The sequence below is a fragment of the Massilia sp. CFBP 13721 genome, from assembly GCF_014842025.1.
Lineage (GTDB): Bacteria > Pseudomonadota > Gammaproteobacteria > Burkholderiales > Burkholderiaceae_D > Telluria.
Genome location: NZ_JACYUY010000007.1, coordinates 51,610 through 75,575 on the forward strand (window position 1 = coordinate 51,610; position 23,966 = coordinate 75,575).

Here is a 23,966-nt window from a genome sequence, read left to right on the forward strand (position 1 = left end):
AAGCATGTATACCGTCAAAGGAAAAGCCGACAAGAACCACCTGCTCACCGAGCATGCCCCGCTCGTGAAGCGCCTCGCCCACCAGATGAAGGCGAAGCTGCCGCCGTCGGTCGAGGTGGACGACCTGATCCAGGCCGGCATGATGGGCCTGCTCGACGCCATCAACCGCTACGAAGACAACCACGGCGCCCAGTTCGAGACCTATGCCGTGCTGCGTATCCGCGGCGCCATGGTCGACGAGCTGCGCAGCAATGACTGGATGCCGCGCAGCACGCGCTCGACCATGAAGAAGGTCGAGACGGCGATGACGAAGCTGCAGCAGCAGCTGGGCCGTCCGCCTAGCGAGCTCGAGGTGGCGAAGTCGCTCGACGTGCCGCTGGCCGAGTACCAGGAAATGCTGTTCGAAGGCGGCGGCCACCAGCTGGTGTATTACGAAGATTTTCATGATGAAGACGGCAACGATAGCTTCCTCGACCGCTATGCGGTGGACGAGGACGACCCGCTGCGCGCGCTGCTCGACACCGACTTCCGCTCGGCCGTGATCGCGGCGATCGACGCCTTGCCGCCGCGCGAGAAAATCCTGATGGGCCTGTATTACGAAGAAGAGCTGAACCTGAAGGAAATCGGCGCGGTGCTCGGCGTGTCCGAATCGCGCGTGTCGCAACTGCACACGCAAGCCGTGGCGCGCATGCGTGCCTCGCTCAAGGAAAAACTGTGGACTTCGCCAGCCTGATCGGCCTGGCGCTGGCGCTGGCCGGTCTGCTGGTCGGGCATACGCTCGACGGCGGGCGGTTTGCGTCGCTGGTGCAACCGGCGGCATTCGCCATCGTCGTGGTCGGCACCTTCGGCGCCGTGCTGCTGCAGTCCGAAGCGCGCACGTTTACGCGCGGCATGCGCATGCTGCGCTGGGTATTTTTCCCGCCCAAGAACCGGCGCCAGCCGTTGTCGCGCGAAATTGCACTGTGGAGCCATAGCGCGCGGCGCGACGGTCTGCTGTCGCTGGAGCAGTACATGGGCACGAAAGACCTGTTCGTGCAAAAGGGCTTGCGCCTGGTGGTGGACGGCATCGCGCCCGAAAAGATCCGCGGGCTGCTCGAGATGGAAGTCAGCGCCTTCGAATTCGCCGAGCGCCAGGCCGCGCGTGTGTGGGAATCGGCCGCCGGCTACGCGCCGACGATCGGCATCCTGGGCGCCGTGCTGGGCTTGATCCACGTGATGGAAAACCTGTCCGATCCGTCGCGCCTGGGTTCCGGCATTGCCGTGGCCTTTGTCTCGACCGTGTACGGGGTCGGGCTGGCCAACCTGTTCTTCCTGCCGGTCGCGAATAAGCTGAAAACCATCGTGGCCGACCAGGTCGCGCAATACGACATCCTGATCGAAGTGTTCCACGACATTGCCAGCGGCAACCATGCGCGCGTGGTCGAGGAGCGCGTGGCCAGCCTTTTGGTAAAACGCTGAGATGGCGCGCAAGCGTTACGAAGAAGCGGAAGACCGCGAGAGCCACGACCGCTGGCTGATTTCCTACGCCGATTTCATCACGCTGCTGTTCGCCTTCTTCGTCGTCATGTACGCGATTTCGGTGGTCAACACCGGCAAGTACAAGACGCTGTCGGACGCGCTGGGCGACGCCTTTGGCGGGCGCCCGGAAACACCGCAGGCCAGCTCGACCGTCGAGCAACTTCCCCTGACGAACCTGATCGCACGCAAGCGCGCGGACGCTGCGCGGCGCGAGCGCGAGCGCCTGAACACCTTGGCGCGCGACCTCAGCGCTTCGCTGGCGCCGCTGGTCCAGAACGGCCAGGTGCGCGTGACACAGACCGGGCGCGGGGTGACGGTCGAGATCAATGTGAAAGCCTTGTTCGAGGAAGGGCAGGCCGCGCTCGGCGGCGAGGCGCGCGCCACACTCGGATCGGTCGCCACCTTGCTGCGCGGCGAGCCGTATGCGATCCAGGTCGAAGGGCATACCGACAACCTGCCGATCGCCAATCCCTTGTTTCCATCGAACTGGGAATTGTCGACCGTGCGCGCCAGCAGCGTAGTGCGGCTGTTCATCGACAGCGGGATAGTGGCGGGGCGCCTGACGGCGGTCGGGCATGCGGCGAACCAGCCGGTAGCGCCGAACAGCGATGAGGCGGGCAGGGCGCGGAACCGGCGGGTGGTGGTGACGATCCTGGCCACAACACCAGACGCAGTGAAATAAAATTTCATCTTGGCCGTGCTAGTGAAATAAAGTTTCACGTAGGGTGGACCGGGCGGCGAACCGCTCCTGAGTCCACGCGGGGCAAAGTGTGCAGGCTACGTACCGCGTTTCGACCAGCAGCCGTGCGTAACGCGTGGACTCGGGAGTCCGGTGAACCCGTCATTGATGCCATTGACATCAATGACCCCGTACGGGGCGCAACTTTCGTAGGATATTCCTCCAAACCTTGGTTTTTCCAGCTTCCGCCCGCACAATGGACGACACAACCATATGGAGCTGAGTATGCAGCGCAGAATCATCCTGCTGGCCGCCCTGGGCGCGGCGAGCCTCTTGCCCGCGTTTGCGGGCGCTGCCGGAGAACCGACCGTGAGCGTGAAACACCGCATGGACATCAAGACGCCACCCGGCAAGGTGCTGGTGGAAATGACGTTCACCAACCAGGGCAAGACCACGGTCTGGCTGCCGCGCGAAATGGCGGCGGGAACTGAATTGACGGGTGCGCGCTTCGACCTGCGCGACGCCGGCGGCAAGCCGATCGCCTATACCGGCAAGATGGTCAAGCGCGCCGCACTCACCGCCGCCGATTACCAGCCGCTCGCACCCGGCAAGATGCTGACGAATACGATCGACATCACCAACACGTATGCCTTCGCCAGGGGCCGCCACAACTACAACATCGGCTACACCGGTCCGGTGCTGGCGGACGTGAAACAGCTCGACAAGCCGGTCGAGTTTCCCGCGCGGCCCGTCTCCTTTATCGCCACCCTGAAATAAGAAGATCCCGACACGCCGGGATCTTCGGCCTTCGGTTTTAGTTCAGCGCAGGGCTGTTCTCGGCAAAGTACTCGTGGTTGTCGGCATTCTTCACCGCCGCAGCCGGATTGCTGATCGCCAGGCTGGCGGCGCCGCTCTGGCCATACACGTTGTCGTCGGTGTTGGCGATGATGTCGAAGTGGCTCATCTCATGCACCAGGGTGCCGCCTTTCGAGTCGGTACCGCTCATCGGCGCCGACCAGAACGCGTTGCACACATAGATGCGGTACGGCTGGGTCGGGTACACGTAGGCGTAGTAGCTGTCCTTGCAGCTGCAGTCGACCACCACGTTCTGGTTGTCGAAGGCGTTCTTGATCTTGCTGTAGTTCGCCTTGACGGTCGCCACGCGCGACGAGTTCACGGCGCCGAACCACTTGGTGTAACGCGGTCCCATCGTCGTCTTGGCCATGTAGGTGACCGAGCTGTTGCTCATCGTCTTGGCGGCCGAGATGGCCGACGCGATCGTGCTTTGCTGCGAGGCGGTGCAGGACGCATAGCTCAGGCCTTGCGTGGTCGCCATGCCGCCACCGGCGTTGCCCTGCTTGAGCGCCTGCATGATCGGCGATTCGGCGCCGCGCGGCAGGCGGCCTTCGATGTAGACCTGGGCCGCTTGCGACTGCAGCTCGCCGAGGTCGCGTACCGCTGACGTGGCGCGGGCCGCGGCGGCGCCTTTGTCGGTGGACAGGAACAGGTCGGGCGAGGCGGTGCGGTAAGCAATCGCATAGTCGCCGCTGACGCTCATGTCGTACAGCGACGACAGCTCGACCTTCACCGTGTGCGAGGCACCCGGCTTGAGCAGGTAGTAGTCGGCCTGGGTCGGCTTGCCGCGCTTGATCAGGGCGCCGGTATAGGCGACTGGCGCGCCGTCGCGGGTGACGTCGAACAGCGGGGCCGACAAGCCCTCGAACGGCGTGCGTGCCTTGAGCACGTACTGCGGGACCGACGAGGTGTTGGTAAGGGTAACTTTTACATACACGTCGTCGCTGGGGCCGAGCGCGGCCTTGTCCAGAACCAGGTCCACCTTCACGCCGTTCGATCCTGCCTGCGCGCCGACGGCGAGGGTCAGTGCTGCGATACCGAATGCCGACTTCCAGATGCTGTTAGAGCTCATGTGTGTCTTCTCCGTATGGTGTTTGTCGTGGCCGGTTTGGCCATCTTTTCTCCACGTTTTCCCAAGAAACCTGTTTTGAATCCAAGGAAAACGCGTTCCATACTGGCGAATTCATGAGCTCTCAGCAATACAAATCGAATCGTGTGTGACTTTCTTTGGCGAAAAAGTCACGATGATGCATTCTCTTCAAGTAGTGCTGGATTTCTTTGCCGCCTCGTGCTAGCGCGTATTGACGAGTGTTAAATCGACCGTTAATTCAGCGGCGGCGAATTCTCGCCAAAGTATTCATGCGAATCGGCATTGTTGATCGCCCGTTGCGGCGCCGTGCGCGCCATCTCGGCCGCACCTTGCTGGCCGTACACGTGGTCGTCGGTGCCGGCGACGATGTCGAAATGGCTCATCTCGTGCAGCATGGTGCCGCCTTTCGAGTCGGTCCCGGTCATCGGCGCGGTCCAGAAGGCATTGCAGACGTAGATCGTGTACGGCTGGAACGGGTAAACATAGGCGAAATAATCCTCATCGCAGCCGCAATCGACTTTTATCGGCTTGGTCTCGAAGGCATCCCTGATCGCCGCGAAGTTCTTGTTGACCGTCGCCTGGCGCGCCGCGTCGAGCGCGCCGAACCAGTTCGTGTAGCGCTGGCCTTGCTCCTTGCCGCTGCCGAGGTAGCCAAGGCCGTTGGCCACCATCGCGCTGCCGGCCGCGACCGCCTCGGCGATCGTGTCCTGCTGGGCGTTCGAGCATTGCGCGTAGGAGAGTCCCGGCCCGGCGGGGGCGGCCAGCAGCGGCATGCTGGCGCCGCGCGGCAGGCGGCCTTCGATGAAGAGCGCGGCCGTATTCGACATGATGGCGCCGGTTTTTAGACTCAGCGCGGACGCCGTGCCGCGGTAGCGGACCGCATAGGCGCCGGTGGCCGCCATGTCGTAGGAACGCGAGAGTTCGACCCGCGCGCTGCGGCTTTCGCCCGGCGCCAGCACTAGGTAATCGGCCTCGACCGGCACGCGGCGTTTCACCTCGCGCCCGAGATAGCGCACCGGCTGGCCGTCGCGCGTGATCTCGAACAGCGGGAATTCGGCCGGGCCGAAGGGGGTACGGGCTTTCAGGATGCGTTCCGGCGCCGTGCCGGTGTTGGTGAGCGTCACGTTGACCATGACCTCGTCGCGCTTGCCGAGCATCGCGCGCTCGGGCGTGATGGTGACGGCGATGTCGGCGTGAGCGGGCAGGGTAGAGACGAGCAGCAGGGTGGCGAGGGTGGTGCGGACCATGGGATTCCTCCGTCAGTGGATGACAATCAGGAATACTTTCCGCTGTGTGGCAGAGATGATGCTTGCGTTGCGGCAATGTATCGTAGGGTGGGCGCCCTGTGCCCACGCGTTCACGTGTGTATGCAACAGTCCGTTGCGGGGATGCATCGCTCGGTAATCATTCACGGTAGCAGGCCAAGGGCAGACGCCCGTACCGCGTGGGCACGGGGCGCCCACCCTACAAAATCGACACGGGCTACGTCAGATTGCCCTCCACACAGCCAGTTTCGAGAACGATGCGCAGACCCGTAAGGTGGGCGGCTCCACCTCCTCAGGGTGCGAACCAGGCACGTCTGCGCCGCCCACGCGTTCAACCAGCCAGTGATCTGTCGCGAAGTTTCAGCGTGCGTTTGAACGCGTGGGCGGCATCCAGGCAGCGGGCAATCACGCGTCAAGGTATAGCCGCCCACCTTACGGGTTTGAGCATCCCCCAGCCGACAGAAACAACAACGGCCGCATCGGCGGCCGTTATCCAGAAAGCAAACGCGGTTCACCCCAGCACGAACCGCCGCGACGGCGCGCTACCAAACGTCTGCCCCTTCGCCCCATACAGCGTCGATTCCGGCGCCGCCGCCGGCGTGCGCAGCGCATTCAAGACCGTCTGGTTATGCGCCATCTGGCGGTTGAGCAGCATGCCGTTGACGCGGTTCAGTTCCTTGGCTTCGGCGGTCGCCGCCAGCAGCTGCGACCAGGCGGCGCGGGCGGCATCGTCGCCACGCGCGGCCAGCCAGGGTTCCATGCCCGCTTCGGCAGCGATAAAGCCGGCGGCGCCGAGGGCGCCATGGCGCTGGCGCGACAGTTGCGCCAGCTCCTGCACCAGGGCTACCTTGCGCGGCGTGAGTTCGCCCAATGCGTCCGCGTCCGCCGCCACCAGCAATTGCTGTTCCTGCTTCATCAAGTCGACCAGCGCGGCAATGCGCTCGTGTTCAGAGGTGAGGGTGGCGTGCGGAAGGGTCATCGGTTCTTATCGGTTACGTGAATGGAGCAGGTCGCGCACGGTGTCTAATAAACCGTCCGCGATTCGTTCGGAATTGACTTGGAACTGCCCATCGGCAATCGCAAGCTTGATACGTTCAACTTTCTTGGCGTCGAACACTTGCGCGGTGCTCGAGGCGCCGCTGGCTGCCTGCGCCTGCGACGACAGGCGTACGCTGTCGGTCGGCGCCGCGGTGGCCGTGGCCGCCGCCTTTTCGGCTTGCTTGGCGTTCGCTGCCGTGGTGTTCGTCAGCTGCTGGGCTTGCGCCCCTTTGAGGGTATCGTTAATTTTCACAGCATTATCCTTCTCTGTTCGGAGCAGGAACTCCGGGATCTGCAGTGTGTAACGGCGGTTTGCCTGCAAACTTTAGCGCAGAACCCTAATCAGGGAAGGTTTTTCAAAAAAACAAGCCAGCAGCAGCTTTATAGTGCCACTTCGACAATCCCGCCATTCCTGGCGGTACCGCTGATGATCGCCCCGCGCGGCGTGCGCACCTGCACGATTTGCCCTTCGCCGGCATTGCCGATCGCCTTGCCTTCGCCCGACACCGAGAAATTCTCGCCGCGCGAGACGATGCGCACCGCCTGGTTTTGCTGCACCACCGGTTTCGATTTCAAGGCGTCCAGCCGCAGCGGCGTGCCGGCCGGCAGCGACACCGTCGGCGTGCGCCCGATCGCCTGCGCCATGTCGGTGATGATCCCGTTCGGCATGGCGGCAATGTCGCCCTGCATCGTCGCCAGCTGGCTGGCATCGATCGGCTGGCCCTGGGCCAGCGGCACGGCAGCGGTGACGTAATCGGCGATCACGTTGACTTGCGCCTGCAGGAACAGGCTCCACACGGGCGCCGTACAGCGCACCCCGACCGTGGTCTTGCCCCAGGGACGCGCGCCCGGCTGCTGGAAAGCTTCCGGCGCCGGGCAAGCGGCCAGCGCCAGACGCGGGTCGACCGCGCCGACTTTAATCGTGACCTTGCCCGGCAGGCCGGCGCTTTGCGCCTGCAGATAGTTTTCGGCGAGTTTGCGCAAGGCGGCACCGTCCTGGCGCGCACCCGTTTGCGCCAGCGCCAGTGGCGCCGCCAACAACAGGAAAGAGAACAGCTTGAGCTTCTTGAACATGACGAGCAGCCTTTCGTAATGGCTGCCATCTTAGGTCGAGTGATGCCGTAGCGAAACTTTGAATAAGGGGGGTATTGGGGGGCCTGATCCTTCGATGGGCTAGTGTTGCCCAAACGTATGATTCAGCCTGTCCCAACAAGAAATCGGCCCGGAGGCGGCATGATCGGCAAACTCGATAATTACTTACGCTTCAACGAATCCGCGCTGTCGTTGCGCGCCCAGCGCCAGGAACTGATCGCGTCGAATATCGCCAATGCCGACACGCCCAACTTCAAGGCGCGCGACATCGATTTCGCCAGCGCCATGCAGGGCGCACTGGCCAAGACGAATGCGAATGCGGCCAATCCGCTGGCGGCTACCAATAAAGGCCACATCCAGCCGGCCGCCGACGGCAAGGCGCTGCCCGATGGCACGCCGGTACTGTACCGCGGCGTGGTGCAGGGCGCGGTCGACGGCAATACGGTCGACATGGACGTCGAGCGCAACCAGTTCGCCGACAACGCGCTGCGCTACGAAGCCGGCATCACGATGATCAACCACCAGATCCGCGGCCTGATGGCGGCGATCCAGAACGGACAGTAACCATTATGTCGCTCTTCAATATCTTCAACGTCTCTGGCTCGGCCATGAGCGCCCAGGCCCAGCGCCTGAATACGGTCGCCAGCAACCTCGCCAACGTCGACAGCGCGACGTCCAGCACCGGCGAAGCCTACCGCGCCAAGCAGGTCGTGTTCGAGGCGGTGCCGATGCAGACCGGCGGCACCGGCGTCAAGGTCAAGGAAGTGGTCGACGACCCGTCGCCGATGAAGCAGGTCTACGACCCCAAGCACCCGATGGCCGACGACAAGGGCTATGTGTCGATGCCGGACGTGAATCCGGTGGACGAGATGGTGAACATGCTGTCGGCCTCGCGTTCCTACCAGAACAACGTCGAAACGATGAACGCGGCCAAGAGCATGCTGCTCAAGACCCTGACGCTCGGCCAATAATCCAATTTAAGCAAACACCCCCATGACCACTGTAAACGCCACCGGCGGCACCTCGATCACCGACCTGATGTCGACCATGAACGCCACCAGGAAGGAGTCGACCGACAGCGTGCAGGCCGACACCGACAAGTTCATGACCTTGCTGGTGACCCAGCTCAAGAACCAGGATCCGCTGAACCCGCTCGACAATGCCCAGGTGACCAGCCAGCTGGCCCAGCTGCAAACTGTGACCGGCGTAAACAAGCTGAACGAAACGCTGGAAACGCTGAAGTCGAGCTACCAGTCGAGCGAGTCGATGCAGGCGACCAACCTGATCGGCCACGGCGTGCTGGTCGAGGGGAATACCCTGAACCTCTCCGGCGGCAAGTCGGTGTTCGGCGTGGATCTCGCCACCGCCGCCGACAACGTGCAGGTGATCGTCACCGATCCGCGCACCGGCAAGGACGTGGCCACGATCGACCTCGGCGCGGCCGAAGCCGGCGCCATGCCGCTGGCCTGGGACGGCACCAGCGACAGCGTCGACGCCGCCATGCTGGCCGACGGCCGTTACTCGTTCCGCATCGCCGCCACGCTCGCCGGCCAGCCACTGACCGACGTCAAGGCCTTGACGCTCGACACGGTCGCCAGCGTCAGCACGAATACGAAAGACGGGGTCAAGTTGAACCTCGCAGGCAAGGGCGCGATCTCCCTGGCCGACATCAAGCAAGTTCTCTAATTCCTTACGCCATACCGCATCTTATTAAATCTGGGAGTTCCACATGTCTTTCCAACAAGGCCTGAGCGGCTTGAACGGCGCAGCCAAATCGCTGGACGTCATCGGTAACAACATCGCCAACGCCAGCACCGTCGGCTTCAAGGGCGCCCAGGCGCAGTTCGCCGACGTGTATGCGAGTTCGCTCAACGGCGCCGGCGGCGTCACGGCCGGTATCGGCGTCAAGGTCTCGACGATCGCCCAGCAGTTCACCCAGGGCAATATCGAATCGTCGAACAATTCGCTCGACGTCGCGATCAATGGCCAGGGCTTCTTCCGCACGGTCTCCTCCGGCATGGTGCAGTACACCCGCAATGGCCAGTTCGCGCTCGACAAGGACGGCTTCATGACCAACGCCCAGGGCGCGAAGCTGACCGGCTACAGCACCGGCCCCAGCGGCGAAATCCTGGCCGGCGCACCGATGCCCGTGCAGATCAGCACCGGCGACCTGAAACCGGTCGCGACCACCAAGGTCGGTCTCGAGATGAACCTCGACTCGCGCGTGGCCGCCCCGGTCGTGTCGCCGTTCGACGCAAGCGATCCGAACAGCTACAACAAGCAGTCGCCGGTCGACGTCTACGACACGCTGGGCAATCCGCACGTGCTGTCGACCTTCTACGTGAAAAACGGCTCCGGTACCTGGGACGTGTATGCGGCCAACGATGGCACCGAAGTGACCAACCTGAAAGTGGCGCAGGCCGCGCAGGGCGACGCCGCGGTCGGCACGGCGCGCGCCGCCTGGGAGACGGCCACCAAGGCGATCCCGCCGGTAGCCGCGACGATTGCCTCGGCACTGGCCACGTATGCCGCCGCTGCATCGGCCAAGGTTGCCGGCGCGGCCGGCACGGCCGGTGCCGATGCGGCGACACAAGCGGCGATCGTGGCCGCCGGCGGCGACGCGGCGCGCGTGGCGGGCAACACCCCGGAGCTGGTCGACAAGGCGATCACCGCGTCGGTGAAAGTGCCCGCGGTACCAATCGGGACCTTGCGCTTCGACGAAAACGGCGCGCTGAACGCGGCGACCACGGCCAACGGCGGCAAGTTCACGGTTGCCCTGCCGATCTTCCCGTCCACCGGCGCCGAGCCGACCCAGTCGATGGAACTGGCCTATACCGGCACCACCCAGTATGGCAGCGCCACCAGCGACAAGAAACTGGTGCAGGATGGCTACACCGCCGGCAACCTGCAGCGCTTCTCGATCGGCAAGGAAGGCATCATCCTCGGCCAGTACAGCAACGGCCAGTCGAAGCCGCTGGGCCAGGTCGTGCTGGCGAACTTCGCCAATACCAACGGCCTCGAACCGCTCGGCAACAACGCCTGGGCCGAATCGGCCAATTCGGGCACGCCGCTGATCGGCACCCCGAATTCGGGCAGCTTCGGCGTGATGCAGTCGTCGGCGGTCGAAACCTCGAACGTCGACCTGACGGCGGAATTGGTCAACATGATCACCGCCCAGCGCGTGTACCAGGCGAATGCGCAGACGATCAAGACGCAGGATTCGGTGTTGCAGACGCTGGTCAGCATGCGTTAATCGCGTAGGTTGAGTTCGCCGGGGTTCAACCGGTAATGGCGGGCATGCCCGCCCTACGTGCACCACCGTTAGTTGTTGGCAGCGGCGTAACGTAGGGTGGGCCGGGCGGCGCACCGCTCCCGAGCCCACGCGTTACAGCAGCATGTCGAAACGCCTGACAACGGTACGATAAGGAAAAACATGGATCGCCTGATCTACACCGCCGCCTCCGGCGCCAAGCACATCCTCGAGCAGCAGGCCACGACCTCGAACAACATGGCCAACCTGAATACCACAGGTTTCCGTGCCCAGCTTGATACCTTCCGCGCCGTGCCGGTGCAGAGCGAAGGCTTGCCGACCCGTGCCTTCGTGGTCAACAACACCGTCGGCGCCGATTTTTCATCCGGGCCGTTGCAACTGACCGGCCGCGACCTCGACGTCGCCATCAAGGGTCCGGGCTGGATCGCCGTGCAAAATCCCGACGGCACGGAGGCCTATACCCGCAACGGCGCCCTGCAGATGAGCCCGAACGGCGTGCTGACCACCACCGGCGGCCAGACCATCGCGGGCGAGGGCGGTCCGATCACGATCCCGCCCGACGTCACCGTCACCGTCGGCGGCGACGGCACCATTTCCACCGTCTCGAATGCCGAACGCCCGGCCGCGCCGGTCATCCTTGGCCGTCTCAAACTGGTGAATCCGCCCGAAAAAGACCTGGTGCGCGGCGACGACGGCCTGTTCCGGTTGAAGGACGGCGCACCGGCCCAGGCCGACCCGGCGATCCGCGTCGCCGGCGGCGCGCTCGAGGGCAGCAACGTGAATGCGGTCGATGCCATGGTGTCAATGATCGGCCTGGCAAGGTCTTTTGAAACGCAAATGAGCCTGATGAAGAACGCCGAGAATAACGCCGCGAAAGCCAGTCAGATCCTTGCTTTGAATTAAGTGTTTCTCCAGCATAATTCTCCTATACGCGGTGGCTCTCGGCTACTGCCCATAGGAGAAACCCATGATTCGTTCGCTGTACATCGCCAAGACCGGCCTCGAGGCGCAGCAAACCAACCTCGACGTCATCACCAACAACCTCGCCAACGTCAGCACCAACGGCTTCAAGCGTTCGCGTGCGGTGTTCGAGGATTTGTTGTACCAGACCGTGCGCCAGCCCGGCGCCCAATCCTCGCAGCAAACCAATCTGCCCTCCGGCCTGCAGCTCGGCACCGGTGTGCGCGCCGTCTCGACCGAACGCATCTTCACCCAGGGTAACCCTCAGCAAACGGGCAACTCGAAGGACGTGATGGTCAACGGTTCGGGTTTCTTCCCGGTCATGCTGCCCGACGGCACCCAGGCCTATACCCGCGACGGCTCCTTCCAGACCGATTCCAACGGCACCCTGGTCACTTCCAGCGGCTACCCGGTGCAGCCGCCGATCACCGTGCCGGCAAATGCCGAATCGATCACGGTCGGCCGCGACGGCACAGTCTCGGTCAAGGTCGCCGGCACCAGCGCCACCACGCAAATCGGCAACCTCCAGCTGATGACCTTCGTCAATCCGGCCGGCCTGGAATCGAAAGGCGAAAACCTGTACCTGGAAACCACCGCCTCGGGCAACCCGAACGCGAACACCCCGGGCACCAACGGCGCCGGCGTCCTGATGCAGGGTTTTGTCGAAACCTCGAACGTCAACGTGGTCGAGGAAATGGTCAACATGATCCAGACCCAGCGCGCCTACGAGATCAACAGCAAGGCGATCACCACCTCCGACCAGATGCTTGCGAAACTGTCCCAGCTATGAAAACACTGATTTTTTCGATCATCCTGGCCGTCTTGACCGGCTGCGCCGTCACCCCCAGCACCATCGTGCAGGAAACGCGCAGCGCGCGTCCGGCGCTGGCCGAGCTGGCGCCACCCAGCGACGGCGCGATCTACAACGCCCGCAGCTACCGCCCGATGTTCGAAGACCGCCGCGCGCGCCAGATCGGCGACCTGCTGACGATCAACATCGTGGAAAAAACCTCGGCCAACAAGGCCGGCACCAGCTCGGGCAACAAGTCGGGCAGCGCCAGCTTCGGCCTGCCGGGTCCGCTGCAGTCGAAGCTGGGCGCGAACGTCGCCACCGAGGGCGGCATCAAGTTCGCCGACGGCGACAACCAGAGCGCCAGCAATGCCTTTACCGGCACCATCGGCGTGACCGTGACCGAAGTGCTCTCGAACGGCAACCTGATCGTCGCCGGCGAAAAGCAGGTCGCCATGAACAAGGGCATCGAGTTCATCCGCTTCTCGGGTCTGGTCAGCCCCGACACGATCCAGAACGGCAACATCGTGTCCTCGACCCTGGTGGCCGACGCTCGCGTCGAATACCGTACCAACAGCCGTATCGACCGCGCCGAAGTCAATTCGATGATGTCGCGCTTCTTCCAGTCCCTGCTGCCGTTCTAAGGAAATGACCATGCGTTTCGCTTTTCCGCTGCTGGCCCTCTGCGCCGCCCTGACCGCCATCGCCCCGGCCGCCCACGCTGAGCGCCTGAAAGACATGGCCAGCATCGCCGGCGTGCGCGAGAATCAGTTGTCGGGCTACGGCCTCGTGGTCGGCCTCGACGGTACCGGCGACCAGACCAGCCAGACCCCGTTCACGGTGCAGTCGATCATTGCCATGCTCCAGCAAAAGGGCGTGAACCTGCCGCCGACCGGGCAGCTGCAGCTGAAAAACGTCGCCGCCGTGATGGTCACGACCTCGCTGCCGGCCTTTGCCCAGCCGGGCCAGAACCTCGACATCACGGTATCGTCGATGGGTAACGCGAAAAGCCTGCGCGGCGGCACCCTCCTGATGACGCCGCTGCACGGCGCCGATGGCCAGGTGTACGCCATGGCGCAGGGTAACGTGCTGGTCGGCGGTGTCGGCGCGGCCGCCGGCGGCGCCCAGGTGCAGGTCAATCACCTGTCGGTCGGCAAGATCTCGAGTGGCGCCACCGTCGAAAAGGCGGTCGCCTCGAACCTGGGCGAAAACAACCAGATCCGCCTGGAACTGAACAAGACCGATTTCGCCACCGCCAGCCGCGTGGTCAGCGCCCTGAACGACCAGTTCGGCGTCGGCACCGCCACCGCGCTCGACGGCCGCGTGATCCGTGTGCGCACCCCGTCGTCGTCGGATGCGCGTGTGAGCTTCATCGGGCTGATGGAAAACGTCGAGGTCAAGCCGGCCATGGCTGCCGCCAAGGTGATCCTGAACGCGCGCACCGGGTCGGTGGTGATGAACCAGGCCGTCAAACTCGACACCTGCGCCATCTCGCACGGCAACCTGTCGGTGACGGTCGGTTCCGACCCGGCCACAGCAAGCACCGCCGTCGAAGTCAAGAAAGACCCGGGCAAGGTGCTGCTGGTGAAAAGCGGCGCCTCGCTGGCGGAAGTCGTCAAGGCAATGAACTCGATCGGCGCCACGCCGCAAGACTTGCTCGCCATCCTGCAAGCCCTGAAGGCCGCCGGTTCGCTGCGCGCCGAACTCGAAATCATCTAAGCCGCCATGTCGATGACTCCTTCCCGCACCGACGTCGGCAGCAGCTTCGCGCTCGATACCCAGGGCCTCGGCAACCTGAAGCGTTCGGCCAAGGCCGGCTCAGCTGAGGCCACGCGCGGCGCCGCCCAGCAGTTCGAGGCGCTGTTCATCAACCAGATGATGAAGAGCATGCGCGACGCCACGCCGTCGGAAGGGTTGATGGACAACCAGCAGACCAAGATGTTCACCTCGATGCTCGACCAGCAGCTGAGCCAGAACATGTCCAAGCGCGGCATGGGCCTGGCCGACGTGCTGGTGCGCCAGTTGTCCGCGCAGAACGATGCCAAGGCGCTGGCCATCGGCGGTGCTGATGGTGCCGCCGGTACGAATGGTGCTGCCAGCATGATCGACATTCCAATGCTGCAGAAGCAGTCCGCTCCCTTGAAAGGACTGGAAGGCGCCGCCCAGACCAACGGCCTCAGTGCCAGCGGCCGCACCCAGGCGCCGCACGTGCGCGCCTTCCAGGACAAGCTCGGTTCGCACGCGGCCGAGGCGGAAGCCGTCACCGGCGTGCCGGCCAAGTTCATGCTCGGCCAGGCGGCGCTGGAAACCGGCTGGGGCAAGCGCATGATCAGGAACAGCGACGGCAGCAATTCGAACAACCTGTTCGGCATCAAGGCCGGCCCGAACTGGAAAGGGAAGGTCGCCACCGCCGTCACCACCGAATACGTGAACGGCCACGCGCGCCAGAAGGTGGAGAAGTTCCGCGCCTACGACACCCCGGCCGATTCGTTCAAGGATTACGCGCGCATGATCGCGAATAACCCGCGCTACGAAAAGGTGCTGGATCACGCCGGCGACGCCTCCGCCTTTGCGCACGGCCTGCAGCGTGCCGGCTATGCGACCGATCCGCAGTACGGCGCCAAGCTGTCGAAGATCATCAAGCACTCGTTGGCATAAGAATAACAGGCAGTAATTAATGCTCAAGTTTCTTCAATTGCTGCCGTAGAAGAACAGTCACCCAGAGAAAATCATGTCCGGAAACCTCCTCAGCATCGGCAAAAGCGGATTGTTCGCAGCGCAAACCGCGCTGACGACGACCGGCCATAACATCACCAACGCCAACGTGGAAGGCTATAGCCGCCAGGGCGTGGTGCAGGCCAATTCGACGACGATGGAGACGGGCGCCGGTTTCGTCGGCACCGGCACCCGTGTGGCCGAGATCAAGCGCTACAGCGACGATTTCCTGAACAACCAGGTGCGCACGGCCACGGCCTCGACCGCGTCGCTCGATTCGTATTACTCGCAGATCAGCCAGATCGACAACCTGCTGGCCGACACGACCTCCGGCCTGTCGCCGGCGATGCAGAACTTTTTCTCGAGCGTGCAGGACGTGACCGGCAACGGCGCTTCGATCCCGTCGCGCCAGGCGCTGCTGTCCTCGTCGGAAACGCTGGCGGGCAGCTTCCAGCAGATCGACGCGCGCCTTGAAGAAATCGGCGCCGGCGTGAACACGCAGATCGAGACCAACGTCAACCTGATCAACACCTACGCCAAGCAGATCGCCGAGATCAACAACAAGATCGGTTCCTACGGTTCGATCGAACACCGCGCGCCGAACGACCTGCTCGACCAGCGCGACCAGATCGTCATGGAGCTGAACAAGCACGTCAAGGCGACGGTTACCGCCGGCAGCAACAATGCCTACAACATCTCGATCGGCAACGGCCAGCCGCTGGTCGTGGGCCAGCAAGCCTTCCAGCTGGCGGCGATGCAGACGCCGACCGACCTGACGCGCCTGACGGTCGGCTACGTTACCGGCGACAAGGTCACGCAATTGCCGGAAAACGCGCTCTCGGGCGGCGAGCTGGGCGGGCTGCTCGAGTTCCGCAGCGGCACGCTCGACCGCGTGCAGAATTCGATCGGCCGCCTGGCGATCGGCATGGCGTTCACTTTCAATTCCCAGCACAAGCTCGGCATCGACGGCAGCGGCCAGCAGGGCAAGGATTTCTTCGTGCAGGCGCCGGCCTCGGTGACGGCGGCCGCCGACAATGCCCGCACCAGCACTGGTAAAGTGGGCGCCGTCGTCACCGATCCGACCCAGCTGACCGACAGCGACTACAAGGTCGAGTCCGACGGCAGCAATTTCTTCGTCACGCGGCTGTCCGACAACCAGCGCACCAAGGTCGATCCGTACAACCCGGGCGGCACCACGCGCACCATCGACGGCGTCGAGTTTTCCTTTTCCGGCAATGCCGCTGCGGGCGACAACTACCTGGTGCGCCCAACCGCGAACGGCGCTTCCGGCTTCGGCGTGGCGCTGTCGGACGTCAGCCAGATCGCGGCCGGTTCGCCGATCGCCACCGCCGCGCCGATCGCCAACAAGGGCACCGGCCAGGTCAGCGCCGGCAGCGTCAGCGCCGGTTATTTCACGGCGCCGCCCAGCCTGCCGGTGTCGCTCAGTTTCGATGCGGCCGGCGGCGGCCAATTGACCGGCTTCCCGGCCGGCGCCACGGTCACCATGACCCTGAACGGCGCCACCACGACCCACACGGGCGGCAGCGCACCGTTCAAGTCCGGCGCCAGCTACAGCTTTTCCGGCGTGAACCTGACGATGGCGGGCGCGCCGCAGCAGGGCGATACCTTTACCGTCAACGCCAACACCGCCGGCACCGCCGACACGCGCAACATCCAGGCGCTGGGCGCGCTGCAGACCAAGAACATCTTCAATGGCGGCAGCGCCACCTACCAGTCGGCCTTTGCCCAGACCGTCAGCGCGGTCGGCAACAAGACGCGCGAAGTGCAGGTCAATGCCAGCGCCGGCGAGGCCCTGCTCAAGCAGGTGCAGGGCGCGGCCTCGGATGTCTCGGGCGTGAACCTGGACGAGGAAGCGACCAATCTGCTGAAGTACCAGCAGGCCTACCAGGCCGCCGGCAAGGTCATGCAGATCGCCAACACCATTTTCGACACGTTGCTGTCGATCGGACGCTAAGCGTTCCACGAGGAGTAAGCCATGCGCATCAGCACAAAAAGCATCTACGAAAACGCGACGACCCAGCTCAACACGCTGCAGTCGAACATGGCGCGCACCCAGATGCAGCTGGCCACCAACAAACGCATGCTGACCGCGGCCGACGACCCGATCGCCTCGGCGCGCGCGCTCGAAGTGACCCAGTCGAAGTCGCTCAACGAGCAGTACGCGACCAACCGTTCGAACGCCAACAGCTCGCTGTCGCTGGTCGAAGGCGCGCTCAGCGACAGCGGCGACCTGCTGATGGACGTACAGACCCTGGTGGTCCAGGCCGGCAACGGCACGCTGTCGAAATCGGACCGGCTGATGATCGCCACCGAAATCGAAGGGCGCATGCAGGACCTGCTGGGCGTGGCCAATACCGCCGACGGTTCCGGTGGCTACCTGTTCTCGGGCTACCGCGGCACCACCGCCCCCTTCATCCAGACCGACACTGGCGCCGCCTACCAGGGCGACCAGGGCCAGCGCAAACTCCAGGTCGGCTCTTCGCGCGCGATCGCAATCAGCGACTCGGGCAGCTCGATCTTCGAGAACAACCGCACCGGCAACGGCAGCTACCAGACCAAGATGGTCGACGGCAACCAGGGCGGGGCGGTCGCCGTCAGCGGTTCCGTCGCCGACGCCACCAAACTGACCGGCCACAACTACACGCTCGCATTCAAGGTCGCCGGCACTCCGGCCGTGACCACCTACAGCGTGACGGACACCAGCACCTCGCCGCACAGCAGCGTGCTGGCCGACGAACCGTATGTGAGCGGCAAGCAGATCGCCTTCGACGGCACCTCGTTCGCGATCACCGGCGCCCCGGCCAACGGCGACAAGTTCGAAGTCAAGCCGAGCGAAAAGGAATCGATCTTCACCACCATGACCAACCTGGTCAATGCGCTGCGCGATTCCGGCGAAGACACCAACAGCCGCGCCACCCTGTCGAACAAGCTGAATACGGCCAGCGAAGGCCTGAAATCCTCGCTCGACAACATCCTCACGGTACGCGCCTCGGTCGGCTCGCGCATGAAGGAACTCGACTACCTCGACAGCTCCGGCTCCGACCTCGGCATCCAGTACGACGCCACCCTGTCGAAGCTGCAGGACCTCGACATCGTCAAAGCGATCTCGCAGTACGCGACCCAGCAGACGACGCTGGAAGCGGCGCAGAAATCGTTCAAGACGATGTCGAGTTTGTCGCTGTTTAATTACATCGGTTAATGGCGCAAGCCCGTAGGATCGGTTGATCGAGGCATCTCGCGGTCCGTAGGGTGGGCTCTGCCCACGCGGTGCCACGTACGCATATCGAAACGTACTCGCAAACGTTGCGGCATGCACAGGTATGGCCGTGGACGGAGTCCACCCTACGGTTCTTGGCATGCGGGCTGGTGTGGCCGGCTCCAGACCACTACCCATTTGCCTCCGATTCCTGGAGTGCGGGCCGGCTCCATACCATGACCCCATTGCGCATCACTTCGCGCACCCGGTGATACGGCACCATGCGCGCTTCGCCGTCGCGGCCGATCAGGTCGAAGCCGAAATGCTGGCCCTTTTCGAGTCGGATGCGCTCGAACGAGACGCGCACGACGCGCTTGTAGACGCGGTCGTAGTAGCCGATGACGAAGTCGGCGTTGCCGAAGTCGACGTCCCACATGATGCGGTTGATGATGTCGTGGATGGGTGTCATGGCGTGGGGCAGGTCGATAGCTGGTGAAACAGCTGGGCAATCCCGGCGGCGGCGGCAGGGTGGGCGACGTAGTCGCCCTGCGCGGCATCGCAGCCCATGGCGCGCAGCGCGGCCAGTTGGGCCTCGGTCTCGACCGCGTTGGCGATGACCGCGATATGCAGGCGGTGCGCCAGGTCGACGATCGATTGCGCCAGCGCAGAGGCGCGTTCATCCTGTCCAAGCGGCCCGATGAAGCTGCGCTCCAGTTTCAGCGTATCCACGGGCAGCCCGGCCAGCAGGCGCAGGCCGGGGCCGCCCAGGCCGAAGCCGCCGATGGCGATGCGCACGCCGGCGCGGCGCAGTGTGCCGAGCAGCGCCGCGTGCAGCGGCAGCGCATCGGCCAGCGCCGTTTCAAGCACCTGCACTTCGAGGCAGTGCGGTTCGATGCCGGTTTCCCTGACGATCGCCAGGATGCTCTCGGCCATGCCGGGATGCGCCAGCTGGCGCGCCGACAGCGCCACCGCCGTGCGCAGCGGCGCCAGGCCGGCCGCGCGCCAGGTGGCGTTCTGGCGGCAGGCACTGCGCAATACCCATTCGCCGATCGGCAGTACCAGGCTGGTTTCCTCGGCCAGCGTCATGAAGCGCGCCGCCTCCAGGCGGCCATGGACGGGGTGGACCCAGTGCACCAGCGTTTCGACGCCGGCCAACTGTCCGCTGGCGAGATCGACCCGCGGCCGGTAGGCGAGCCGCAGCTGGTGCGCGCCGAGCGCGTTGCGCAGGTCGTTCTTCAGGGCCAGGCGTCCGTCCGGCGCCAGGGCGGTGTCCGGCGCATACAGCTGGACGTGGTTGCCACCCCAGTTCCTGGCGCGGGTCATGGCGATCCGGGCGCGTTCCAGCAGGGCGTCCATGTCACACCCGGGCGCCGGGAAGATAGCGATGCCGATCGACAGGTTCAGTGCGCATTCGCGCTCGGCCACGAGCAGCGGAAAGGCGAAGTGGTCCAGGATCCTTTCCGCGACGTGCTGCGCTGCCGCGGCGCCGTCCAGGTCTTCGAGGATGACGATGAATTCGTCGCCACTGGCGCGGACAATCGTGTCCGCTACGTGCAGGCAGGCGCGCACCTGCGCGGCGGCCTGCGCCAGCACCGTATCGCCGCCGGCGATACCGAAGGCGTCGTTGATGTCCTTGAGTTTGTTCAGGTTCAGCAGCATCAGCGCGACCGGGCGGCCATTGCGCAGTGCGCGCGCCATGGCATGCCCAAGGCGGCCGCGCAGGACGCGCCGGCTGAGCAGCCCCGTCAAGGCATCGACCCGGGTAGCGTCGACCAGGTCGGGGACGGTTTCGTCGGCAGCCGGCGCGCTTGCTTGCGGCGCCTGCCCATACGCGACCACGCGGTTGCCCGTGTTCGATGCGGCCTGGGCCAGCGCTTCGTCGGCGCGCGCCATGGTCTGGCCGATCGATTCGCCGGCGCGGAAGGCCGCCACCCCGACCGAGACCGTCACGGTCGGCGCCGGCACGATGCCGGTGAAGCGCAACTGCTCCACGGCGTGGCGCACCCGTTCGGCCAGCACGAGCGCTTCTTCCTGCGTCGCTCCCGGCAGCAGCACCAGCAATTGCGCGCCGCCGTAGCGCCCGAACGCATCGCCGTCGCGCAGGGCCGCCTTGACGCACAGCGCCACCTCGTGCAGTACCAGGTCGCCGGCGGCGTGGCCGTGGCTGGCGTTGATGCGGCGGATGCCGTCGATCTCGAGCAGGCACAGGCTGAAGCCCGCACTGCCGTGTCCAAAATCCTTGCGTTCCTCGTCGGCCAGTGCCAGCAGGCGGCGGCGCTTGTGGCCGCCGGTCAGCGCATCGCGCGTCGCCAGTTCGTGCAGAAAGTCGAGCGCGTGCTGCAGCTGGATGAAGCCTTGCGTCTTGGTCAGCTCGAACAGCAGCACGAACAGGACGATGACGATGTACAGGCCGACGTCGCACAGTACGTGCAGCAGCGCCATGTCCTCGATCGGGTGCGCCGGCAGCGGGATGCCGAGCAAGGGCAGGGCGTAGATGAGGGCGATGGTGGCGCAGGTCAGGCCGAGCCAGAACATGGCGGTGGCGAAGCCACCCAGGAACATGGCGACCATCGGCGGAATCACCATCCAGCCGGCGGTCGGCGCACCCACGCCGCCCATCGCGTAGGTCAGCCAGCTGAAGTTGAAGAACACCGCGCACAGGAACACTTCGCGGCCCACCACGATGCTTTTCGTGGCGCGCATCAGGAAGGGAGCGACGAACATGCCGGCGCAGCAGGTCAGGATGACCCGGGCCGCCGCGCCATAGCCGAGCGCAGCGTAGACCCAGGCGTAGAAGGGACCGGAAAGGGCGGCCATGACGACGGCATTGATGACGTTCTGCGCACGCGTCAGGGTGGCGGCATTCTCACGCACCTCGAGGGGAATGAACCAGCGGATTGCAGCGATGTAGCGAAGGGTGAAGCGGGAGCCGAAGTTCACGTGAAGTGGATCATTTGAGAGCAGTGCGGGATCGTAGCACGGCGCTCACGGGTCCTGCATGCTTTCGGATATCCTGCTCTGAGAGCCTATCCCGGCAAGCGCGCATCGCTGCACAGCATCTCTTCGAGCGAGCGTTGCGACAGCGCCGGGCTGAAGTACCAGCCCTGCATCTGGTCGCAGTCGTTGTTGCGCAGGAAGTTGAGCTGTTCCAGCGTTTCCACCCCTTCGGCGATCACTTTCAGCTTCAGGTTGTGCCCCAACGCGATGATGGCGCGGGCGATCACGGCGTGCTCGTCGAGGGCGACGTTGCCGAGGAAGGAGCGGTCGATCTTGATGAAATCGACCGGGAATTTCTGCAGGTGCGACAGGCTCGAATAGCCGGTGCCGAAGTCGTCGATCGACAGGCGCACGCCCAGCGCTTTCAGGTCGGCCAGCGCCTGCATGGCCTCGTCGGGATGGCCCATCAGCTGGCTTTCCGTCACTTCCAGTTCTAGATTGGCCGGATTCACGCCCAGGCGCGCCAGGGTACGCCCGAGTCCCGCGGCGAACTGGCGCTGGCGCAGCTGGCGCGGCGACAGGTTCACCGAGATCACGAAATCGGTGATGCCGAGCGCTTCCAGGGCTTTCAGGGCGCCGCAAGCCTCGACGATCACCCATTCGCCGAGCGGCACGATGAGGCCGGTTTCCTCGGCCACCGGAATGAATTCGTCCGGCGGCACCATGCCGTTTTGCGGATGGTTCCAGCGCACCAGCGCTTCGGCGCCGACCACCTTGCCGGTGCGCAGGTCGACCTTGGGCTGGTAGCCGAGCACCATTTCGTGGTTGCCGATCGCCTTCGACAAACTGGCTTCGAGCATCAGGTGCTGGTGCACGATCTGGTTCAGTTCGTTTGAATAGAACTGGCAGTTGTTCTTGCCCATGGCCTTGGCGTGGTACATCGCCGCGTCGGCTGCGCGCATCACGCGGTCGACCGTGTCGCCATCCAGCGGAAAGCGGGCGACGCCGATGCTGGTGCCGGCCAGGATCTCGCGTCCGCCGACCGCGATCGGGGCGCTCACGCGCTGGCGGATGCGTTCCATCAGGTCGGCGAGTTGCTCGTCGCCGGGCTGGTTATTGATCACCAGCACGAATTCGTCGCCACCGACGCGCGCCACCGTGTCGTTGTCGCGCACGCTCGCCTTGAGGCGGCCGGCGATCTCGCGCAGCACGGCGTCGCCGGCCTCATGGCCGAAGTTGTCGTTGATGTGCTTGAAGTTGTCGAGGTCGAGAAAGGCGAGCGCTCCCAGCGCCTTGTTGCGCACGGCAAAATCGATGGAAAACTTGAGTTCGTCCTGCAACAGGGTGCGGTTGGCGAGGCCCGTCAGCGGGTCGTGGTGGGCCAGGTGGTGCAGGCGCCGCTCGTAGTGGCGCGCCTCGGTGATGTCGTTGATGACGCCGACGAAATGGGTGACCTCGCCCTCGATATTGCTGACCGGGTCGATGCGCAAATCGTTCCAGAACACTTCACCGTTCTTGCGCTTGTTGCGCAGGACGACCTGCACGCTTTCGCGTTTCAGCAAGGCGTCTTGGATGCGCTTGTGCTCGGCCGTGTCGCAGCCCTCGATGCGCATGAAGCGCGGATCGCGGCCCTTGATTTCCGCCAGCGTATAGCCGGTCATTTGTTCGAAGGCCGGATTCACGTACTCGATCGGATTCTTGCCGTCCTCGCAGCAGGTGATGACGATCGCGTTCACGCTCGAATAGATGGCGCGCTCGCGCACCCGCAGGCCTTGTTCGGTCTGCTTGCGGTCGCTGATGTCGAGGCCGGTGCCGAAGATCACGGGCAGTTCGCCCAGGCTGGTACGGGCGCAGTGGAAGAGCAGGCTGGTGCGCTTGCCGTGCTTGCCGACCAGTTCCGCCTCGTGCGTGGAATGGCCGTGCTCGAAGGCATTGAGGACGGCGCGTAAGACCACGGGCCGCTCCTTCTCGTCGAAAAAGTGCTGGACCTCGCAGGTCGGCAATTCCTCGCTCGTCATTTCCAGCGCCATTTCGAGCTGGCGGTTCCACAGCAGCAGGTGGCCGCTCTGGTCGATCACGTAGAACACGCAAGGCAGGCCTTCGATGATGTCGGCGGTCGGCAAATCGCGGATCAGCGCGTAGCGCGGCGGTACCAGGCCGTTGCGGGGAATGACGATCACGCTGAAGGTGCCGGGCTGGTCGGGATCGAGCGACTGCGGCGCGATCGTGATGCGTACCGGTATGCTGTTGCCGTTGGCGCAACGGAGCTGGCCGGTCGAGTCGATCTCGACGCGGGCCGTGATGGACATCGGCGGCGACAGCGTCGCTCCGGCAACGGTGTCGAACTCGATGATCTCCTCGAGCGTCTTGCTGCGGATATCGGCTGCGGTATAACCGGCAAGTTTTTCGCAGGCTTTATTCCAGCTGGCAATGGTGCCGCTGGCGTCGACAACGAAGACGGCGAGGGGTAACGGTGAAAAATTCAAACGCGTTCTCCGGCGGGCATGCACAACTCATGATAGTCCAGCGAACGGGCCGG

The 23,966-nt window shown here is 64.4% G+C and carries 23 protein-coding genes; 15 read left to right on the plus strand and 8 right to left on the minus strand.

The window, feature by feature from the left end; translation table 11 throughout:
* Positions 1-4 precede the first annotated feature (4 nt).
* From IFT60_RS08690 to IFT60_RS08705, 4 genes are all read left to right on the plus strand, one after another.
* Positions 5-733, plus strand: a complete 729-nt coding sequence (locus IFT60_RS08690) for an RNA polymerase sigma factor FliA (RefSeq protein WP_192051562.1) — start codon at positions 5-7, stop codon at positions 731-733.
* Positions 715-1,458: a flagellar motor protein gene (locus IFT60_RS08695; RefSeq protein WP_192051563.1), complete on the plus strand. Its 744-nt coding sequence runs from the start codon at positions 715-717 to the stop codon at positions 1,456-1,458. The genes IFT60_RS08690 and IFT60_RS08695 overlap by 19 nt, the downstream gene beginning before the upstream one ends.
* Position 1,459: 1 nt before the next feature.
* Positions 1,460-2,200: a flagellar motor protein MotD gene (gene motD / locus IFT60_RS08700; protein ID WP_192051564.1), complete on the plus strand. Its 741-nt coding sequence runs from the start codon at positions 1,460-1,462 to the stop codon at positions 2,198-2,200.
* Positions 2,201-2,482: 282 nt separating this feature from the next.
* On the plus strand, positions 2,483-2,974 hold the full coding sequence (locus tag IFT60_RS08705) for a hypothetical protein (protein WP_192051565.1): 492 nt from the start codon (positions 2,483-2,485) through the stop codon (positions 2,972-2,974).
* Between the two features lie 37 nt (positions 2,975-3,011).
* Here the strand turns inward: IFT60_RS08705 and IFT60_RS08710 are convergent, their stop codons facing one another.
* The 5 genes from IFT60_RS08710 to flgA form a co-directional block, all read right to left on the minus strand.
* A complete protein-coding gene (locus IFT60_RS08710) occupies positions 3,012-4,124 on the minus strand; it encodes a M35 family metalloendopeptidase (protein WP_192051566.1) in 1,113 nt (370 codons plus the stop codon).
* 251 nt (positions 4,125-4,375) lie between these two features.
* Positions 4,376-5,389, minus strand: a complete 1,014-nt coding sequence (locus IFT60_RS08715; RefSeq protein ID WP_192051567.1) for a M35 family metalloendopeptidase — start codon at positions 5,387-5,389, stop codon at positions 4,376-4,378.
* Between the two features lie 529 nt (positions 5,390-5,918).
* Entirely contained in the window at positions 5,919-6,386 is a 468-nt protein-coding gene (locus tag IFT60_RS08720) for a flagellar protein FlgN (protein WP_192051568.1), read from the minus strand.
* Between the two features lie 6 nt (positions 6,387-6,392).
* Entirely contained in the window at positions 6,393-6,698 is a 306-nt protein-coding gene (flgM, locus tag IFT60_RS08725; protein ID WP_192051569.1) for a flagellar biosynthesis anti-sigma factor FlgM, read from the minus strand.
* 128 nt (positions 6,699-6,826) lie between these two features.
* A complete protein-coding gene (flgA, locus tag IFT60_RS08730) occupies positions 6,827-7,519 on the minus strand; it encodes a flagellar basal body P-ring formation chaperone FlgA (RefSeq protein WP_192051570.1) in 693 nt (230 codons plus the stop codon).
* 159 nt (positions 7,520-7,678) lie between these two features.
* Between flgA and flgB the strand changes: the two genes are divergently transcribed.
* The 11 genes from flgB to flgL all read left to right on the plus strand — a co-directional run bounded on the left by flgB (position 7,679) and on the right by flgL (position 18,493).
* A complete protein-coding gene (flgB, locus tag IFT60_RS08735) occupies positions 7,679-8,101 on the plus strand; it encodes a flagellar basal body rod protein FlgB (RefSeq protein WP_192051571.1) in 423 nt (140 codons plus the stop codon).
* Between the two features lie 5 nt (positions 8,102-8,106).
* On the plus strand, positions 8,107-8,508 hold the full coding sequence (flgC, locus tag IFT60_RS08740) for a flagellar basal body rod protein FlgC (protein ID WP_192051572.1): 402 nt from the start codon (positions 8,107-8,109) through the stop codon (positions 8,506-8,508).
* A gap of 22 nt (positions 8,509-8,530) precedes the next feature.
* A complete protein-coding gene (locus IFT60_RS08745) occupies positions 8,531-9,223 on the plus strand; it encodes a flagellar hook assembly protein FlgD (protein WP_192051573.1) in 693 nt (230 codons plus the stop codon).
* A 43-nt stretch (positions 9,224-9,266) separates the two neighbouring features.
* Positions 9,267-10,790 carry a flagellar hook protein FlgE gene (locus IFT60_RS08750; RefSeq protein WP_192051574.1) on the plus strand — a complete coding sequence of 508 codons (1,524 nt, stop codon included), beginning with the start codon at positions 9,267-9,269 and terminating at the stop codon, positions 10,788-10,790.
* Positions 10,791-10,970: 180 nt separating this feature from the next.
* Complete coding sequence (gene flgF / locus IFT60_RS08755; protein WP_192051575.1) at positions 10,971-11,711, plus strand: flagellar basal-body rod protein FlgF; 741 nt, start codon at positions 10,971-10,973, stop codon at positions 11,709-11,711.
* 64 nt (positions 11,712-11,775) lie between these two features.
* Positions 11,776-12,558: a flagellar basal-body rod protein FlgG gene (gene flgG, locus IFT60_RS08760; protein ID WP_192051576.1), complete on the plus strand. Its 783-nt coding sequence runs from the start codon at positions 11,776-11,778 to the stop codon at positions 12,556-12,558.
* Positions 12,555-13,202 (plus strand): flagellar basal body L-ring protein FlgH, encoded by a 648-nt coding sequence (locus IFT60_RS08765; RefSeq protein WP_192051577.1) that lies wholly within the window; start codon positions 12,555-12,557, stop codon positions 13,200-13,202. The genes flgG and IFT60_RS08765 overlap by 4 nt, the downstream gene beginning before the upstream one ends.
* Before the next feature lie 10 nt (positions 13,203-13,212).
* On the plus strand, positions 13,213-14,277 hold the full coding sequence (locus tag IFT60_RS08770) for a flagellar basal body P-ring protein FlgI (protein WP_192051578.1): 1,065 nt from the start codon (positions 13,213-13,215) through the stop codon (positions 14,275-14,277).
* Positions 14,278-14,289: 12 nt separating this feature from the next.
* Positions 14,290-15,216, plus strand: coding sequence for a flagellar assembly peptidoglycan hydrolase FlgJ (gene flgJ, locus IFT60_RS08775; protein WP_192051579.1), 927 nt, complete (start codon positions 14,290-14,292; stop codon positions 15,214-15,216).
* A gap of 73 nt (positions 15,217-15,289) precedes the next feature.
* On the plus strand, positions 15,290-17,248 hold the full coding sequence (gene flgK / locus IFT60_RS08780) for a flagellar hook-associated protein FlgK (protein WP_192051580.1): 1,959 nt from the start codon (positions 15,290-15,292) through the stop codon (positions 17,246-17,248).
* Positions 17,249-17,269: 21 nt separating this feature from the next.
* A complete protein-coding gene (gene flgL, locus IFT60_RS08785) occupies positions 17,270-18,493 on the plus strand; it encodes a flagellar hook-associated protein FlgL (RefSeq protein ID WP_192051581.1) in 1,224 nt (407 codons plus the stop codon).
* A 187-nt stretch (positions 18,494-18,680) separates the two neighbouring features.
* Here flgL and IFT60_RS08790 read toward each other — a convergent pair whose 3' ends face one another.
* The 3 genes from IFT60_RS08790 to IFT60_RS08800 form a co-directional block, all read right to left on the minus strand.
* Positions 18,681-18,959 carry a DUF504 domain-containing protein gene (locus IFT60_RS08790; protein WP_192051582.1) on the minus strand — a complete coding sequence of 93 codons (279 nt, stop codon included), beginning with the start codon at positions 18,957-18,959 and terminating at the stop codon, positions 18,681-18,683.
* A complete protein-coding gene (locus IFT60_RS08795) occupies positions 18,956-21,430 on the minus strand; it encodes a putative bifunctional diguanylate cyclase/phosphodiesterase (RefSeq protein ID WP_192051583.1) in 2,475 nt (824 codons plus the stop codon). The genes IFT60_RS08790 and IFT60_RS08795 overlap by 4 nt, the downstream gene beginning before the upstream one ends.
* Positions 21,431-21,516: 86 nt before the next feature.
* The gene (locus tag IFT60_RS08800) at positions 21,517-23,913 is read right to left on the minus strand and encodes a sensor domain-containing protein (RefSeq protein WP_192051584.1); all 2,397 of its coding nucleotides are present in this window, start codon (positions 23,911-23,913) and stop codon (positions 21,517-21,519) included.
* Positions 23,914-23,966: the final 53 nt, after the last annotated feature.

Excerpts from the sequence above, each read along its gene's own strand:
- flgC (WP_192051572.1), top strand. The coding sequence starts at position 8,107 with ATGTCGCTCTTCAATATCTTCAACGTCTCTGGCTCGGCCATGAGCGCC.
- IFT60_RS08745 (WP_192051573.1), top strand. The coding sequence starts at position 8,531 with ATGACCACTGTAAACGCCACCGGCGGCACCTCGATCACCGACCTGATG.
- flgB (WP_192051571.1), top strand. The coding sequence starts at position 7,679 with ATGATCGGCAAACTCGATAATTACTTACGCTTCAACGAATCCGCGCTG.
- flgG (WP_192051576.1), top strand. The coding sequence starts at position 11,776 with ATGATTCGTTCGCTGTACATCGCCAAGACCGGCCTCGAGGCGCAGCAA.
- IFT60_RS08790 (WP_192051582.1), bottom strand. The coding sequence starts at position 18,959 with ATGACACCCATCCACGACATCATCAACCGCATCATGTGGGACGTCGAC.
- IFT60_RS08750 (WP_192051574.1), top strand. The coding sequence starts at position 9,267 with ATGTCTTTCCAACAAGGCCTGAGCGGCTTGAACGGCGCAGCCAAATCG.
- IFT60_RS08690 (WP_192051562.1), top strand. The coding sequence starts at position 5 with ATGTATACCGTCAAAGGAAAAGCCGACAAGAACCACCTGCTCACCGAG.
- IFT60_RS08705 (WP_192051565.1), top strand. The coding sequence starts at position 2,483 with ATGCAGCGCAGAATCATCCTGCTGGCCGCCCTGGGCGCGGCGAGCCTC.
- flgL (WP_192051581.1), top strand. The coding sequence starts at position 17,270 with ATGCGCATCAGCACAAAAAGCATCTACGAAAACGCGACGACCCAGCTC.
- IFT60_RS08770 (WP_192051578.1), top strand. The coding sequence starts at position 13,213 with ATGCGTTTCGCTTTTCCGCTGCTGGCCCTCTGCGCCGCCCTGACCGCC.
- flgK (WP_192051580.1), top strand. The coding sequence starts at position 15,290 with ATGTCCGGAAACCTCCTCAGCATCGGCAAAAGCGGATTGTTCGCAGCG.
- IFT60_RS08720 (WP_192051568.1), bottom strand. The coding sequence starts at position 6,386 with ATGACCCTTCCGCACGCCACCCTCACCTCTGAACACGAGCGCATTGCC.
- IFT60_RS08765 (WP_192051577.1), top strand. The coding sequence starts at position 12,555 with ATGAAAACACTGATTTTTTCGATCATCCTGGCCGTCTTGACCGGCTGC.
- flgJ (WP_192051579.1), top strand. The coding sequence starts at position 14,290 with ATGACTCCTTCCCGCACCGACGTCGGCAGCAGCTTCGCGCTCGATACC.
- flgF (WP_192051575.1), top strand. The coding sequence starts at position 10,971 with ATGGATCGCCTGATCTACACCGCCGCCTCCGGCGCCAAGCACATCCTC.
- IFT60_RS08710 (WP_192051566.1), bottom strand. The coding sequence starts at position 4,124 with ATGAGCTCTAACAGCATCTGGAAGTCGGCATTCGGTATCGCAGCACTG.
- motD (WP_192051564.1), top strand. The coding sequence starts at position 1,460 with ATGGCGCGCAAGCGTTACGAAGAAGCGGAAGACCGCGAGAGCCACGAC.
- IFT60_RS08715 (WP_192051567.1), bottom strand. The coding sequence starts at position 5,389 with ATGGTCCGCACCACCCTCGCCACCCTGCTGCTCGTCTCTACCCTGCCC.
- flgA (WP_192051570.1), bottom strand. The coding sequence starts at position 7,519 with ATGTTCAAGAAGCTCAAGCTGTTCTCTTTCCTGTTGTTGGCGGCGCCA.